The organism is Serratia sp. CY76391, assembly GCF_052166695.1.
GTDB lineage: Bacteria > Pseudomonadota > Gammaproteobacteria > Enterobacterales > Enterobacteriaceae > Serratia > Serratia nematodiphila.
The window spans coordinates 348,432-364,413 of the sequence record NZ_JBJNOJ010000001.1 but is presented as its reverse complement, the minus strand read 5'-3'; the positions used below and the strand labels follow the sequence as shown (position 1 = coordinate 364,413).

Genomic DNA, 15,982 nt, shown 5'->3' with positions numbered 1-15,982 from the left:
TAGAAAGTAAGAAGGCCATTTTTGGAGACGCCATGTCCGCTGCGTTGATTATCATCGACCTGATCGAAGATCTGATCGGGCCCAAAGGGCGCGCCAACCACTGCCGCGAACAGGTAGCGGCGACCCACCTGCTCGCCAACGTCAATGCCGCCGCGGCCTATGCCCGGGTGCGAAAAATCCCGGTGATTTGGGTACGGGTGGGATTCGCCGACGATTATCATGACATTCCGCCCCATTCGCCGCTGTTCAACCATCTCAAGCAGATCGGCGCGCTGCGGTTAAACGGCCCGGGCTGCCGCTGGATGCCCGAACTGCATCAGGAAGAGACCGATCTGCAGTTTGAAAAAACGGCCGTCAGCGCTTTCTCCGGTAACAATTTGTTAGCCTGGCTGCGGCAACATCGGTGCCACCATCTGCTGCTGGCGGGCGTCAGCACGCCGCTCGCCATCGAGAGTACCGCGCGGCAGGCGCACGACGCCGGCTTTCAGGTGACCGTACTGCACGATCTGTGCGCAGCCCCCACGCAGGAGATCCACCAGCAGAGCCTGGATACCCTGCAAAACCTGGCCGAAATCACCCGTTCGCAGGCATGGATGAAAGGCTAACCCCTCATCGCCGCCGGTCGTGTGGGCCGGCATCATGCACAAATGCATCACTGCCCCGACCTTTAGCGTCATCTTGGTGTGCTACTATCCGCTCTAGCGCTCAATTTCGCCATCATCGCACGCCGCAAAGGCGCTGAGCGCCGTGTACATATTTAAAGGGACATATTATGTGGGGCGTACTGGCTGCTTCGTTATTTTTCTTGCCGTTCAATCGGCTGATAGCCTGGGTGATCCTGGCCGCCTCGGCGGGCATGGGGCTTTATCATGGGGTACTGACGCCGCTCAGCCTGGGTTGCCTGTTGGCCATCGTGGCACTGGCGGGGCTGCGCCACCATTTTCGCGAGCAGCGTAATCTGGCGATTGCGCTCGAAGGGTTGGTGGTCGCCGGCTGCGTGGCGCTGTTCTTGCACCTGGTGCCGGGCATCCACAATCAGCTGATGATCGACGGCGAAAAAGCCGGCCCGCTCAGCGCGCCGTTCACCATGTATTACAACTTCGATAAGGCGATGGTGCCCTTCCTGCTGTTCGCCTGCTTGCCCACGCTGTTTTCCGCCGAACGCGGCGGCAACGCCGGCAAAGCGGGCTGGATTGCGCTGCTGCTGGCCGTGCCGGCGCTGTTGCTGCTGGCCGTCGCGCTGGGCGGCTTAAAAATCGAGTTGCATGCGCCCGCCTGGATCCTGCCTTTCGTGATGGCAAACCTGTTCTTCGTCTGCATGGCCGAGGAAGCGCTGTTTCGCGGCTACCTGCAACAGCGTCTCAGCCAGTGGCTGGGCGCCTGGCCGGCGCTGATCGTCGCCTCCCTGGTGTTCGGCGCCGCGCATCTGGCGGGCGGTACGCTGATGGTGATCTTCGCGACCCTCGCCGGGGTGATCTACGGCCTGGCGTGGATGTGGAGCGGCCGTCTGTGGGTGCCGATTCTGTTCCATTTCGGGCTTAATCTGACTCATCTGCTGTTCTTCACCTATCCGCTGTACCAGCATTCTTAACGGCTGAAGCCGGCAGAGAGCCCCCTCTCTGCCGGCTGGTCGGGTGAAAACGCTATCACCGGCACCTCACCGCAATGCCCTCAATCACGTTGTCGCCCGCTTTTCTTCGCCCTTCCTGCGCTTTTCTATGAAGTGTAAACGATTCCATTTTTCGCGTTAGATCACCTTTTTACCGCCGCGGGCGTGCTATCTTTCTGCGCAATAGCCTCTCCCTGTTCAGCAACGGGCGTCTCAAGACGGTAATTGGAAGCGATTACACTTTCGTCGGCGCCAAGAAAGGAACCGTATGACGGAATTTAACCCTATCGATCATCCGCACCGCCGCTACAACCCGCTCAGCGGCCAGTGGGTGCTGGTTTCACCGCACCGCGCCAAGCGCCCCTGGCAGGGCCAACAAGAAGCCGTCCCGACGGAAACACTGCCGACGCACGATCCCGACTGTTTCCTGTGCCCGGGCAATGCGCGCGTCACCGGCGATCGCAATCCGGATTATCGCGGTACCTATGTTTTCGCCAACGATTTCGCCGCGCTGATGAGCGATACGCCGCCGGCGCCCGATAGCCAGGATCCGCTGATGCGCAGCCAGAGCGCGCGCGGCGTCAGCCGGGTGATCTGCTTCTCTCCCGATCACAGCAAAACCCTGCCCGAACTGGCGCTGCCGGCGCTGGAACAGGTGGTCGCCGCCTGGCAGGCGCAAACCGATGAGCTGGGCAAACACTATCCCTGGGTACAGCTGTTCGAAAACAAAGGCGCGGCGATGGGCTGCTCCAACCCGCACCCGCACGGGCAAGTCTGGGCCAACAGCTTTCTGCCGAACGAGGCCGAACGCGAAGATCGCCTGCAGCATGAGTATTTTAGGGAACACGCCTCCCCGCTGCTGCTGGATTATGCGCAGCGCGAGCTGGCCGCAGGCGAGCGCATCGTGGTGAACACCGAACACTGGCTGGCGGTGGTGCCCTACTGGGCCGCCTGGCCGTTTGAAACGCTGCTGTTGCCGAAAACGGCGGTGCAGCGCATTACCGATCTCAGTGCGGCGCAAAGCCACGATCTGGCGCTGGCGCTGAAGAAGCTGACCAGCCGCTACGACAACCTGTTCCAGTGTTCCTTCCCCTATTCGATGGGATGGCACGGCGCGCCGTTCAACGCCGCCGACAACCGGCACTGGCAGCTGCACGCCCATTTCTATCCGCCGCTGCTGCGTTCAGCCAGCGTGCGCAAGTTTATGGTCGGTTACGAGATGCTGGCGGAAACCCAGCGCGATCTGACCGCTGAACAGGCCGCAGAGCGTCTGCGCGCCGTCAGCGATATTCATTACCGTGAAGCCGGAGCCCAAGCATGAGCCTGAAACCGCTTACCCATTCCCTGTTTACCGAACACTTCGGCTACGCGCCGGCGTTGACCATCCAGGCGCCGGGGCGGGTGAACCTGATCGGCGAGCATACCGATTACAACGACGGCTTCGTGCTGCCCTGCGCCATCGATTACCAAACCGTCATCGCCTGCGCCAAGCGCGACGACCGCCAGATCCGCGTGCTGGCCGCCGATTATCAGAATCAGCAGGATCAATTCTCGCTCGACGAGCCGATCGTCAGCCACCCCGATCAGCGCTGGTCCGACTATGTGCGCGGCGTGGTGAAACATCTTCAGCGCCGCAACGCCGACTTCGGCGGCGCGGATCTGGTGATCGCCGGCAATGTGCCGCAAGGGGCGGGGCTCAGCTCCTCCGCCGCGCTGGAGGTGGCGGTGGGCCAGGCGCTGCAGGCGCTCTATCAACTGCCGTTGGACGGCGTGGCGCTGGCGCTGAACGGCCAGGAGGCGGAGAACCAGTTCGTCGGCTGCAACTGCGGCATCATGGACCAGTTGATCTCCGCGCTCGGCCGGCGCGACAGCGCTCTGCTGATCGACTGCCGCTCGCTGGAGACCCGCGCGGTGCCGATGCCGGACAGCGTCGCGGTGGTGATCGTCAACTCCAATGTGCAACGCGGGCTGGTGGACAGCGAGTACAACACCCGCCGCACACAGTGCGAAGAAGCGGCACGGTTCTTCGGCGTCAAGGCGCTGCGCGACGTCAGCCCGGAACAGTTTGCAGCGCGTCAACATCAGTTGGATCCGTTGGTGGCCAAACGCGCGCGGCACGTCATCAGCGAGAACGCCCGCACGCTGGCGGCGGCCGACGCGCTGGCGGCCGGCGACCTGCAGCGCATGGGCCGGCTGATGGCGGAATCCCACGCCTCGATGCGCGATGACTTTGAAATCACCGTGCCGCCGATCGATCGGTTGGTCGAGATCGTCAAAGCGACGATCGGCCCGCGCGGTGGCGTGCGCATGACCGGCGGCGGCTTTGGCGGTTGCATCGTCGCGCTGATGCCGCAGGATCTCGTGGAGACTGTGCGTGCCGCCGTAGCGCATGAGTATCCGCGGCAAACCGGCGGATTACAGGAAACCTTCTATGTCTGCCAGGCTTCGCAGGGAGCCGGTACATGCTGACGGCAACCGCGGCAGCGGCGCCCGATGGGCAACCTTACCAGCTGACACTGCTGCAAAACGCCGACGGCATGACGGTGACGCTGATGGACTGGGGCGCCACCTGGCTGTCCGCCGTCTTGCCGCTCAAATCCGGTGAAAAGCGCGAGCTGTTGCTGGGTTGCCACAGCCCGGCGGACTACCCACGTCAGGGTGCCTATCTGGGTGCCACCGTCGGCCGTTACGCCAACCGCATCGCCAATGCCAGTCTGCCCATCGGCGGGAAAACCCATGCGCTGGCCGCCAATCAGGGCGTCCACCAGCTGCACGGTGGCCCCGACGGTTTTCATGCCCGCCGCTGGCGCCGGGTGCAGCATGATGCGCAGCAGGTCTGCTATGCGCTGCATTCGGCGGCAGGCGATCAGGGTTTCCCCGGCAATCTCGACGTGCAGGTTTGTTACCGCCTGACCTCGGATAATCGCCTGGAAATCAACTATCTGGCGCAGGTCGATCGCCCCTGCCCGGTCAATCTGACCAACCACGCCTATTTCAATCTGGACGGCGCCGGCACCGACGCCCGCGCCCAACGGCTGCAGCTGTTCGCCGATCGCTACCTGCCTGTCGACGCCGAGGGCATTCCCTGCGCCGATCTGACGCCGGTGGACGGCAGCGGCATGGATTTCCGCCAGCCGAAAACGCTGCTGCAGGATTTTCTGCGCGACCGCGACCAGCAGCGGGTAAAAGGCTACGATCACGCCTTTCTGCTGCATCGTACCTGCGGGGCGCTGGAGAGCCCGGCGGCGCATTTGTGGTCCGCCGACGGGCAAGTGCAAATGAGCGTGTTCACCGACGCGCCTGCGCTGCAGCTCTACAGCGGCAATTATCTGGCCGGCACGCCGGCGCGCGATGGCGGCAGCTACGCCAACCATGCCGGCGTGGCGCTGGAGAGCGAGTTTTTGCCGGACAGCCCGCACCATCCCGAGTGGCCGCAGCCGGACTGTTGGCTGCAACCGGGGAGCCGCTACCGCAGCGCCACGCATTATCAGTTTTATCCTATCTGACCCGCTACGCCCCTCGCCGTGCGGCCGGGGGCAATTTGTTATAAATGCTTACCTTTTAGCGCTATCCCCCCACCGGCACCCACCTTCCCTTATTCCAAAGCGCGCACTACACTCAGGCTACCGTGATAAGCACAACGCCTTGTGCAACGTCACAATTTTCGGCCGATGGCGGCCAATCAATAGCTGAAGGAACACCTATGCGTCTGATTACTGCACTTCCATTGCTGGCGGGCTTAATGCTGAGCACCAATCTGATGGCGGCCGACGCGACGACGGCGACGAAAACGCCTTCGCCGGCGCAGGCGGCCCAACAGAAACGCATGACCGATTGCAACCAGCAGGCATCCACCAAGTCGCTGAAAGGCGCCGATCGCTCCACCTTTATGAGCACCTGCCTGAAGTCCGAAGGCACCGCTGCGTCCGGCAAAACCCTGACGCCGCAGCAGCAGAAAATGAAAAGCTGCAATGCCGACGCCAAGACCAAGGATCTGAAGGGCGACGCGCGTAAAACCTTCATGAGCAACTGCCTGAAAAAATCGGCCTGATTTTCCCCACGCCACGGCGCGTCCGGAGCGATTCCGACGTGCCGTTTCTCCCCCTTTCGCCTCAGCCTGAACGATTCAGCTTTTTCCTTTCGCCAGCCCTTACTTTGCGGCAAGAAATTGGCTATGGTTAGACACTATCGATTGCCGAGCCCCGGCCCGCGGCAATATAATGATTTTCGTTATCATTGAAATGTCAGATTATTAAGGAGTTAAGCTATGGCTGTAACTAAGCTGGTTCTGGTGCGTCACGGCGAAAGCCAGTGGAACCAAGAAAACCGCTTCACCGGTTGGTATGATGTTGATCTGTCCGACAAGGGCCGCACCGAAGCGAAAGCAGCAGGCAAGCTGTTGAAAGAAGAAGGTTTCACTTTCGACTTCGCTTACACCTCCGTACTGAAGCGCGCGATCCACACCCTGTGGAACATCCTCGACGAGCTGGATCAGGCCTGGTTGCCAACCGAAAAATCCTGGAAGCTGAACGAACGTCACTACGGCGCGCTGCAGGGTCTGAACAAAGCGGAAACCGCGGAAAAATACGGCGACGAGCAGGTGAAACAATGGCGTCGCGGCTTCGCGGTGACCCCACCTGAGCTGACCAAAGAAGACGAACGTTACCCTGGCCACGATCCGCGCTACGCTTCGCTGACCGAGCAAGAGTTGCCGCTGACCGAAAGCCTGGCGCTGACCATCGATCGCGTTATTCCTTACTGGGACGAAGAGATCCTGCCACGCATCAAGAGCGGCGAGCGCGTGATAGTTGCGGCGCACGGCAACTCCCTGCGCGCGCTGGTGAAATACCTGGATAACCTGAGCGAAGATGAAATCCTCGAGCTGAACATCCCAACCGGCGTGCCGTTGGTGTATGAGTTCGACGAGAACTTCAAGCCAACCAAACGTTACTACCTGGGTAACGCCGACGAGATCGCAGCAAAAGCGGCGGCCGTAGCGAACCAGGGTAAAGCGAAGTAATTTCGCCCGTTCACGAAAAAGCCCCCGGTTTTCACCGGGGGCTTTTTTATTGCTGCTGCGCCATCGCCTCATTCACCGCGTCCAGCCGTTCCTGCATCGCCGGATGGGTGCTGAGCCAGGCAGGCAGCGCCCAGTCATCGGTCCTTTCTCGTTCAGGCGCCTGCGCCAACGCGCGGTAGATCGCCGCCATTTCCGCCAGCGAACGCCCCTGGCGCTGCATTTCCGCTATCGCAAACGCATCCGCCTCACGCTCCATCCCGCGAGAAAACTGCATCTCATTCACGAAGGACGCAGACTGCAGCAGCGTATCGCCGATGCCGCTGACGTCACCCGTCATCCACATCAGCGTCAACGCCACCAGTGACGAACGCACCAACATGCGCATCGGGTGACGATGAGCGTGATGCCCCATCTCATGCAGCATCACCGCCGCCAAGCCATCGTCGTTTTTTGACAAGGTGACCAGGCTATCGCTGAGCACCAGCGTGCCGTCGGGCAACATAAAGGCGTTCGGCGCACCGGGCGCCGCCATCAGCTTCAGCGAGAGCGGCGTGCGCTCCTGGCGCATCTCGGCCGGCATTACCTGCCGGAATAGCTGCTGCAACGCCCGTTGCCGCTCGGCCGGCAGTGCAGAGGGCGCGAAGCCGCTCTGGTCCAAAAACGTCTGCGTATGTTTGCCCAGCGTCTGTTCCACCGAGGTGGGGATGCGCATGGCGATCTCGCTGCTCGCCCACGGCAGCACCACGTAAACGTAAGCCACTACCGCCAGCAGCGTCATCAGCAGCGCCAGGGCGACACCGCGTTTATGGCGTTCCAGGCGATGCACCCACCCTGGCGAACGGCGCTGATAGAACCAGCGGCGAAAGGCCGCGTCGTCGTCAGGCACAAAGCGCCCGCCGCCCTTGAAGGTGAGCGTCAGCGGAATATTACCCAGCGCGGCAGAAACGGTGATGTCCGTCAGCGGGATGTAACGCTGTTCATCCTGCCGCTGCAACGTCACGCCTTCGCCGCTTTCGTTCACCAGCAGACGAGCCGCCTCACGTGCGGCCCGTCCCGGCAACTGATAAGCGCCTTCAAGGATCATCGGCGCCTCAGAAGTTGCCGCCCAGATCCAGCGCCTGCAGCGCTTCTTCGGCCACCGCGCTGTTGGCGCTTTCCTGATGCGCCGTAATGTCCAGCAGCGCCAGATCGCCTTCAACCGCCGTGCAGGCCGCCAGATAACGGGCATGACGCACTTCCGCCACCGGCGTCGCCAAACCGAGCGAGAACAGGGTAATCAGGGTATTGGTGATCAACAATCCCATGTATGGCAGCGTTTTCATTGAGGAATGCAGCTTGATGTCGCCGTTCAGCCTTGCCTGGTTAAACAGATAGTTACGCTGGGCAACGACCTGGTAGCTGCTGGCCACCAGCGCGCCGATCAACAGCACCACCACCATCAGCAGAAGGCTGCTGATATTGTCCAGCACCAGCACATCAATGGCTTCGTTGGTCAACTGGCCCATCAACACCATCTGATAGAGAGTAAAGAAGAATGAACCGATGCACACCAGCGCGACCAACATGAATGGCAGGAATATGAGCAGGCCGATCAAGGCAAATTTGATAAAGGCCGATTTCTTCAGCTCGGCAATAAACGGTGTGCGCCCGAAGAACAGGTTATTAACGTACAAATCATGCTGCAGTGCGCTAATAATGCCGTTTACCGCCGCAAATGCCGGCACGGCCAAAATCAGCGTCAGCACCAGCATAAAAGCGATGGCGTTGATGCTGCCAAGACCGCTGCCAATGCCGAGCAAGATGATCAGACCGACATACAGCCCGATAATCAGCAATAACGGGCAGAACAGTAAAGCCCAATAGGCGCGCCCGGTGCGGCAGACATAATTAAAACGCACGCCGCGATAGCTCGACATAATCGCATTGTAGCGCCAGCTGCGAATAACTATCCACGGCAGCAGGGCAAGCAACACCAGCAAAGCCAGCAGCCCCAACAGTGGCGTTATCGCCAGCAAGATATAAAACACGATGATGCCGCCGATCACCAACAGCCGCCCTTTCAGAATTTGCAGCGGTTGTGCATGGTAGTCGAAACGATCGCCGTCCAATTCCGTGTTGCCGTAAAAATAGCGGCGACGGCGCACCGTCGCCCAGGCGGAATAGATGCCCAGGGTCAGGGCGGTCAATAATGCATTGACTAACCAAATAGCGAAGTACTCACCACCTTTCCCATGGAATTTAATCCGGTGCAGCCCCAGCGGCTGCGAGGTATTGTTTGTCATAATTCTTTCGTCCTGAAAGGAATAGGTCATACCACTCCCCCACTTATTAGGCCTGCGGGGTTTATGGAATAAAAAAGCGTCTTATATAAGCACAATGCCGAGAGCGGTGACAATTATTCTTTTATTAAATAGGAATAATGCGAATACGGCCGCTTAAAGATTTAATAAGCCTATTGACTGTAGGCCTTAAATTGACAGGAGATATAAAATTTTAAGGTAAATAGAAAAAGGGCCCGCTGGCGAGCCCCTCTTTACGCGATTAACCGCGGCGCGCTTTCACCGCCGCCGCCAGATCGCGCAGCACGGTTTCGGTGTCCTGCCAGCCGATGCAGCCGTCGGTGACGCTCTTGCCGTAAACCAGCGGCTCGCCGCTTTCGAGGCTCTGGTTGCCTTCCACCAGGTGGCTTTCGATCATCACGCCGATAATCGCTTTTTCACCGCCGCTGATCTGCCCGCACACGTCCGCACTCACGTCCAGCTGCTTTTTGAACTGTTTGCTGCTGTTGGCGTGGCTGAAGTCGATCATCACCTGCGCCGGCAGCCCGGCTTTGCTCAGGCCGGCTTTGACGTCCTTCACGTGCGCCGCGCTGTAGTTCGGCTCTTTGCCGCCGCGCAGGATAATGTGGCAGTCGCCGTTGCCGCTGGTATTAACGATCGCCGAGTGGCCCCACTTGGTCACCGACAGGAAGCAGTGCGGCGCGCCGGCGGCGTTGATGGCGTCGATCGCCACCTTGATGGTGCCGTCGGTGCCGTTCTTGAAACCGACCGGGCACGAGAGGCCGGAGGCCAGCTCGCGGTGCACCTGCGATTCCGTGGTACGCGCGCCGATGGCGCCCCAGCTCATCAGATCCGCCAGGTACTGCGGCGTGATCATGTCGAGGAATTCGCCGGCGGCCGGCAGCCCGCTGTCGTTGATCTCCACCAGCAGCTTGCGCGCCAGGCGCAGGCCGTCGTTGATGTTGAAGCTGTTGTCCATTTGCGGATCGTTGATCAGGCCTTTCCAGCCCACGGTGGTGCGCGGTTTTTCGAAGTATACGCGCATCACCACTTCCAGCTCGCCGCTCAGTTCTTCACGCAGCGCCAGCAGGCGCCCCGCGTACTCTTTGGCGGCTTGGGTATCGTGGATGGAGCAAGGGCCAATCACCACCAGCAGGCGATCGTCGCTGCCACGAAGGATATTGTGAATTGCGCTGCGGGCCTGGGACACCGTCTTTGCCGCGCGTTCAGTGGCCGGGAATTTCTCCAGCAGAGCCACCGGCGGCAGGAGTTCCTTAATATCATTAATGCGTAAATCGTCGTTTTGGTAATTCATAGCTTTTCCATTCGGTATCGAGGGGTATTTCGCAGTGCGTAACGGTGTAGATCCCAACAATCTAGCCTGTGGGAATGGCGCTGTAAATCACCTTTGCCCCCCTCCGCTGGAACCGCCAAATTAACAGCAGATTGTGCTGTTTCATCAGGGGAGCGCAGAGCCTCCTTTTTCGCTATGCTAGCGATCGGAATATAAAGCGACCCGAGTTGAACATGCCTTCTCTGTTATTAGTTGATGACCACCCGGTGGTTCATGTCGCACTGGAAGCGGCGCTAATGAAATCATCCCGCCCCTACCGTCTGCAGGCGGCGCAGGACGACGTCCAGGCGCTGGCTCTGCTGGCCGAGACCGCTTTCAGCCTGGTGATCCTGGATATCGGCCTGCCGCAGGTCGACGGGCTGCAGCTGTTGAAAAAAATCCGCCGCCGCTACCCGCAACAAAAGATCCTGATCTATACCGCGCAAGAGGCCGATGTGTATGCGCGCATGGCGCATGCCGCCGGCGCCGACGGTTTCGTCAACAAAGGCAGCTCGCTGGCGGAGTTGGTGCAGGCGATCGAGCAGGTGCTGGACGGTGAAACCAGTTTCCCCGCCGCCGCGCTGGCCGAAGAAGCGCCGAAGGCGGACGGCGGGCTGCTCACGCCCAAGGAGCTCGAGGTGCTGGGTTTGCTGAGCCAGGGGCTGTCCAACCTGCAGATCGCCGACCGGCTGCACATCAGCAACAAGACCGTCAGCACGCACAAGAAAAACATCCAGCGCAAAACCGGCGCCGGCAATTTGCTGGAGCTGGTGGCGGTGTTTAAAGAGCTGGCGCCATGATGCGCCGCGCCCTGCTGCTGCTGCTGATCCTGTGGTGCGGCCTGGCGCAGGCGGGGGAGCCGGTGCGCTATCAGTTGGTCAGCAACCTGAATCCCCCCGAGAATATGCTGATCGTCGGCGAGAAAAATCCCTGGCGCGACCGCACGCTGCGCGTCGGCATCATCAGTGAGAACACCAGCCCGTACAACATCATTGTGGATGACGATCTGTATGGGCTGAACGCCGACTACCTCGGCTATATCCAGCAGGTAACCGGCATCCGCTTCGCCATTTACGGCTTCGCCGACCTGACCCAGCTGGAGCAGGCGCTGCACGACGGCAAGGTCGATCTGTTGTACGGCATCCCGCAGAGCGAAGCGCTGCACGGGCTGGAGATCTCCCAGCCTTACTACGTCAGCAACCTGCGCGTATTGCGCGATCGCAGCAACGATCGGCCGGTGATGCTCAATTCCGCCAACGCCCGCGTCGCGATCGGCGCGCTGACCGACATGCAGTCCGGCGGCGCCCTGCAGGCGGTGGCATCGCAGATCCAGCGCTACGACAACAACCTGCAGGCGGTCTATTCGCTGCTGAACGGCAGCAGCGACTACTTTATCGCCGACGAGGCCAGCGCCAGCTTTATCATCGACCAGCTGCAGCTTGGCCAGCTCTATCAGATTGAAAGCAACGAGAACCTGGGCAACCTCTCCTTCGTGTTCGCCGCCGCCGATCCGCGGCTGATAGACACGCTGAACACCGCCATCGCCGACGCGCCGATGGAACTGATGAATGCCCTGCAGAGCCGCTGGAGCAAAAAGATCCCCAGCTACCTCGATACCGGCAATGCCGATCTGACGACGATGGAGAAGAATTGGGTAGCGAGCCACCGCGTGGTTTACTACGCCGCCATCGAGAACAACTTCCCGTTCGCCTACCGCGGTTCCGACGGCCAGCCGCGCGGCTACGCCATCGATATTCTCAACATCATCGCGCAAAACACCGGGCTGCGTTTCGCGCCGCTGTGGGCGCGCAACGCCGAGCAGGCCGATCAGTTGGTGCAGTCCGGCCAGGCCAGCTTCCGCGCCGCCCTGCCGCTGGCGCGCGGCGTCAAGGCGCGCTATGGCGCCAGCATGCCGATCCACCGTTCGCTGTGGGGCGTTTACGTCGGCCAGTATGCCAACGGCGTATCGACCTGGGGCGATCTGGCCGGCAAGCGCATCGGCGTCCTGCAGGGCGATTTGGCTCAGGGGCTGGTGCCGGAGCAGGAACAGACCGTCAGCTTCGCCGACAGCAAGTCGATGTACGACGCGCTGGCCAACGGCCAGCTGGATGCGCTGGTGGATAACGTCATCTCCGCCAACTTTTTGGCCCTGTCGCGCTATTCCGGCGCCATCAAGCTGGCCTTCGCCGCCAACAACATCCCCTATCCGGTGGCCTTCGGCGTGCGCCGCGATCAACCGCTGCTGCTGGCGATCCTGGATAAGAACCTGATGCAGATCCCGGCGGATACCCTGCAATCGCTGCGCGACGAGTGGATCGTCGATCGCAGCAACCTGATCGACGCGGTGAACGACAACCGCATGCCGCCGCAGACCACCTGGCTGCTGGCGCTGTTGGCCGCCGCCACCGTGCTGCTGCTGGCGCTGACGCTGCGCCGTTTCATGCTGCAGCGCCGTGAAAAACGCGAACGCGAAGAGCTCGAGCAGGCGCGCCGACGCGCCGAAGCGGAAAATCGCATGAAGAGCAAATTCCTCGCCACCGTCAGCCATGAACTGCGCACGCCGATGCACGCCATCCTCGGCCTGCTGGAACTGGAGCTCAAACGCCAACCTGCGCCGGAAGGCCTGCCGGTGATTTACAGTTCGGCCTCATCGCTGCTCAACCTGCTCAACGACCTGCAGGATCACGCGCGGCTGGAAACCGGGTCGTTGACGCTGGCGCCGAAACCGGTGGCGTTGCGCCCCTGGGTCGCGCGCATCGACGCCCTTTACCGGCCGCTTATCGGCGAACGGCCGTTGACCTTGAGCGTGGTGGCGGATCCGGCGCTGCCGGAGGCGGTGATTATTGATGGTGAGCGTTTACTTCAGGTGGCTAACAACCTGATAAACAACGCGATAAAGTTCACGCCGCGCGGCGCCATTCAGGTCGACGTCGGCTGGCGCGCACAGAATGAACGACGGGGAGAGTTGCAGTTAACGGTGAACGACAGCGGCTGCGGCATCGCCGCCGATGAGGTAGGCAAGCTGTTTCAACCGTTTTACCGCGCGCGCGGCGCGCAACGCATCTCGGTGCAAGGTACCGGTTTGGGCCTGTCGATCTGCAAAGAAATCGTCGAACAGATGGGCGGCCGCATCGAGTTGCACTCGCAGCCGGGCGTCGGCACCCGCGTCGAGGTCGCGATACCGGTCGAGCTGAGCGGCGCCGCGACGGCTGGCGCCCAGGAGGAGCACACCTTTGCCCTGCCGTCTTCCGCCTTGCGTACCGCGCTGATCGACGACCATCCCACCAATTTGTTGTTGCTGGAACGCCAGCTGCGCCACTTCGGGCTGCAGCCGGCCCGCTTTGAACAAGGCTATGCGCTGCTGAAGGCTCAGCGCCGGCAGCCTTTCGATCTGCTGTTTATCGACTATAACATGCCGCGCCCGGACGGCCTGACGCTGGCCAGGCTGATCCGCCGCGACGAACAGCGGCTACGGCGCCCGCCTTGCCGCATCGTGCTCTGCTCGGCAGACGTGCAGGAGTTTACCCGCATCCCGCCAGGGCTGGTGGCGATCGATCACTTCCTGACCAAGCCGATTTCACTGGCGGCGATCGGCCACGTATTGGCTCAGCAACCGCAGGTTCAGGAAGAAAAGTCAGTCCTTACTGACCTGCGGCAAACGCTGGCCGAAATGGCGGGCGGCGATCGCGCCATGCTGCAGCGGCTGGCGCAGACGCTCAGCGACACGCTGCGGCAAGACCGGCAGCGGCTCGCAGATGCCGTCGCCGCGAGCGACTGGCCTCGCCTGGAGCAGGCGGCGCACCGCATCAAGGGCAGCCTGCTGATGCTGCAGCTGCCGGAAGCCGCGCAGCTGTGCCAGCAACTGGTGGAAACCGCACGTCGGGGCGAGTTTGCCGCCGCCGCTTATACTAAATTAAAGGCGTTAGTGGCGCAGATAGAACCGGAGCTGGACGCTCTGCTCGCCGCCGCCCCCACTTTCGCTATGCATAAGGATGAATAATGTCGGACACTCCACACGTACACCTGCCGAAAGACAGTAATAGTAAACGCCTACTGACCGCTTTTTTAGTCACCGCCGTCTTTATGGTGGCCGAGGTGGTAGGCGGCCTGTTGTCCGGCTCGCTGGCGCTATTGGCCGATGCGGGGCACATGCTGACCGATGCCGCCGCGCTGCTGGTGGCGCTGATGGCGGTGCACTTTTCCCAGCGCAAGCCCAACGCGCGCCACACCTTTGGCTATCTGCGCCTGACCACCCTGGCGGCCTTCCTCAACGCCGCGGCGCTACTGGTGATCGTGGTATTCATCCTGTGGGAGGCGATACGGCGTTTCTTCGAACCCCAGCCGGTGATGGGCACTCCGATGCTGATCATCGCCATAGCGGGGCTGCTGGCGAACCTGTTCGCCTTCTGGCTGCTGCATCGCGGCAACGAAGAGAAAAATATCAACGTGAGGGCGGCCGCGCTGCATGTGCTGGGCGACCTGCTCGGCTCGGTGGGCGCCATCGTCGCCGCCATCGTTATTCTCGCCACCGGCTGGACGCCGATTGACCCGATCCTGTCGGTGCTGGTCTCCTGTCTGGTGCTGCGCAGCGCCTGGCGGCTGCTGAAGGAGAGCTTCCACGAGCTGCTGGAAGGTACGCCGCAGGAGGTCGACATCGCCAAGCTGCAAAAAGACCTGTGCCTGAACATCCCGGAAGTGCGCAATATCCACCACGTACACGTCTGGCAGATCGGCGAGCAGAAGCTGATGACGCTGCATGCGCAGGTGATCCCGCCGCATGACCACGATGGGCTATTGCAACGCATCCAGGCTTATCTGTTGGAACACTACAAGATCGGCCACGTGACCATTCAGATGGAGTACCGGCACTGCGAGACGCAGGACTGCGGTATCAATCGGGCGCCGGAGCCGAGTGAACACTCACATGGCGAAGCGCATTCGCACCTGGGGCATCGTCACTAAGCCAAGAGGGCGCCATCACGGCGCCCTCTGCGTTGTTACGGAGCGGAAGATAACGGATTGGAACGGTTGCGCCCGGCGCTCTTGATCCACAGCCAGGAGCCGTTCAGGGCGATCAGCGTCAGAATGACATACTCCAGCGCCATCGCGTACACGCCCTGGTAGGCGAAGATCGCCACGCTGATGACATCGATAACTACCCACAGCAACCAGTTTTCCACGTACTTGCGCGTCATCAGGATCATCGCCACGATGGACAGCACCATCATCGCCGAATCCCAGAACGGGAAGGCGTCCGGCTGCAGCGTCGGCATCTGTACGTTCAGCCCCAGCCCTTGCATCACCGCCACCGCAATCTGCGTCAGCCAGGCAAACACGCGGTCGATGTTAAAGGTCATCAGGCCGATGCCGATGACGCAAACCGCCGCCCAGGTCAACGCTTTCGGCAGCGGCAGCCAGCGGATCTGCAGCTCGGCCTGGTTATCCTGGGTTTGGCGGCTCCAGGCATACCAACCGTAAATATTGGCGCCTAAGAAAAACAGCTGCAGCAGCAGGCTGGCATACAGCTGGATCTGGAAGAAAATCACCGCGAACAGCGTGACGTTGATCAGGCCGAACAGGTAGTTGATGATTTTTTCCTTGCTGGCGTACCAGATGCACAGCAACCCGAACAGTGTGCCGATGGCTTCGATCCACGACAGATCGTAACCGCCCGCGCCAAGCGGAATATGCACCAGAATATTGCTGGTACTGAAGAAGCTCATGAGGTCATCCTTTTAAAC

At 61.1% G+C, this 15,982-nt stretch carries 14 protein-coding genes; 10 read left to right on the top strand and 4 right to left on the bottom strand.

Annotated features, from left to right (window positions below):
- The first annotated feature begins 32 nt into the window (after positions 1-32).
- From ACJ8PN_RS01955 to gpmA, 7 genes are all read left to right on the top strand, one after another.
- Positions 33-605, top strand: a complete 573-nt coding sequence (locus ACJ8PN_RS01955) for a cysteine hydrolase family protein (protein ID WP_004939825.1) — start codon at positions 33-35, stop codon at positions 603-605.
- A 167-nt stretch (positions 606-772) separates the two neighbouring features.
- Complete coding sequence (locus ACJ8PN_RS01950; RefSeq protein ID WP_048322415.1) at positions 773-1,591, top strand: CPBP family intramembrane glutamic endopeptidase; 819 nt, start codon at positions 773-775, stop codon at positions 1,589-1,591.
- A gap of 286 nt (positions 1,592-1,877) precedes the next feature.
- Positions 1,878-2,930: a galactose-1-phosphate uridylyltransferase gene (galT, locus tag ACJ8PN_RS01945; protein WP_351107006.1), complete on the top strand. Its 1,053-nt coding sequence runs from the start codon at positions 1,878-1,880 to the stop codon at positions 2,928-2,930.
- A complete protein-coding gene (gene galK, locus ACJ8PN_RS01940) occupies positions 2,927-4,078 on the top strand; it encodes a galactokinase (RefSeq protein ID WP_116403658.1) in 1,152 nt (383 codons plus the stop codon). Before galT ends, galK begins: the two co-directional genes overlap by 4 nt.
- Positions 4,072-5,115 (top strand): galactose-1-epimerase, encoded by a 1,044-nt coding sequence (galM, locus tag ACJ8PN_RS01935; RefSeq protein ID WP_442534557.1) that lies wholly within the window; start codon positions 4,072-4,074, stop codon positions 5,113-5,115. Before galK ends, galM begins: the two co-directional genes overlap by 7 nt.
- A 197-nt stretch (positions 5,116-5,312) precedes the next feature.
- Positions 5,313-5,660, top strand: coding sequence for a PsiF family protein (locus tag ACJ8PN_RS01930; protein ID WP_033633898.1), 348 nt, complete (start codon positions 5,313-5,315; stop codon positions 5,658-5,660).
- Between the two features lie 216 nt (positions 5,661-5,876).
- Complete coding sequence (gene gpmA, locus ACJ8PN_RS01925; protein ID WP_004939834.1) at positions 5,877-6,629, top strand: 2,3-diphosphoglycerate-dependent phosphoglycerate mutase; 753 nt, start codon at positions 5,877-5,879, stop codon at positions 6,627-6,629.
- Between the two features lie 46 nt (positions 6,630-6,675).
- Here the strand turns inward: gpmA and ACJ8PN_RS01920 are convergent, their stop codons facing one another.
- The 3 genes from ACJ8PN_RS01920 to aroG all read right to left on the bottom strand — a co-directional run bounded on the left by ACJ8PN_RS01920 (position 6,676) and on the right by aroG (position 10,223).
- Positions 6,676-7,713 (bottom strand): M48 family metallopeptidase, encoded by a 1,038-nt coding sequence (locus ACJ8PN_RS01920; RefSeq protein WP_351107000.1) that lies wholly within the window; start codon positions 7,711-7,713, stop codon positions 6,676-6,678.
- Positions 7,714-7,720: 7 nt separating this feature from the next.
- Positions 7,721-8,911 carry a YjgN family protein gene (locus ACJ8PN_RS01915; RefSeq protein WP_411261177.1) on the bottom strand — a complete coding sequence of 397 codons (1,191 nt, stop codon included), beginning with the start codon at positions 8,909-8,911 and terminating at the stop codon, positions 7,721-7,723.
- A gap of 259 nt (positions 8,912-9,170) precedes the next feature.
- Positions 9,171-10,223 carry a 3-deoxy-7-phosphoheptulonate synthase AroG gene (aroG, locus tag ACJ8PN_RS01910; RefSeq protein ID WP_033633901.1) on the bottom strand — a complete coding sequence of 351 codons (1,053 nt, stop codon included), beginning with the start codon at positions 10,221-10,223 and terminating at the stop codon, positions 9,171-9,173.
- 212 nt (positions 10,224-10,435) lie between these two features.
- On the opposite strand from aroG, the gene ACJ8PN_RS01905 reads away from it, so the two are divergent.
- Genes ACJ8PN_RS01905 through zitB form a run of 3 tightly spaced genes read left to right on the top strand, consistent with a single transcriptional unit; the run spans position 10,436 to position 15,203 of the window.
- Positions 10,436-11,041, top strand: a complete 606-nt coding sequence (locus ACJ8PN_RS01905; RefSeq protein ID WP_442534556.1) for a response regulator — start codon at positions 10,436-10,438, stop codon at positions 11,039-11,041.
- Positions 11,038-14,241, top strand: a complete 3,204-nt coding sequence (locus tag ACJ8PN_RS01900; protein ID WP_442534555.1) for an ATP-binding protein — start codon at positions 11,038-11,040, stop codon at positions 14,239-14,241. The genes ACJ8PN_RS01905 and ACJ8PN_RS01900 overlap by 4 nt, the downstream gene beginning before the upstream one ends.
- Positions 14,241-15,203, top strand: a complete 963-nt coding sequence (gene zitB, locus ACJ8PN_RS01895; RefSeq protein ID WP_351106987.1) for a CDF family zinc transporter ZitB — start codon at positions 14,241-14,243, stop codon at positions 15,201-15,203. Before ACJ8PN_RS01900 ends, zitB begins: the two co-directional genes overlap by 1 nt.
- Positions 15,204-15,238: 35 nt before the next feature.
- Here the strand turns inward: zitB and pnuC are convergent, their stop codons facing one another.
- The gene (gene pnuC / locus ACJ8PN_RS01890; RefSeq protein ID WP_351106984.1) at positions 15,239-15,964 is read right to left on the bottom strand and encodes a nicotinamide riboside transporter PnuC; all 726 of its coding nucleotides are present in this window, start codon (positions 15,962-15,964) and stop codon (positions 15,239-15,241) included.
- Between the last annotated feature and the right edge of the window lie 18 nt (positions 15,965-15,982).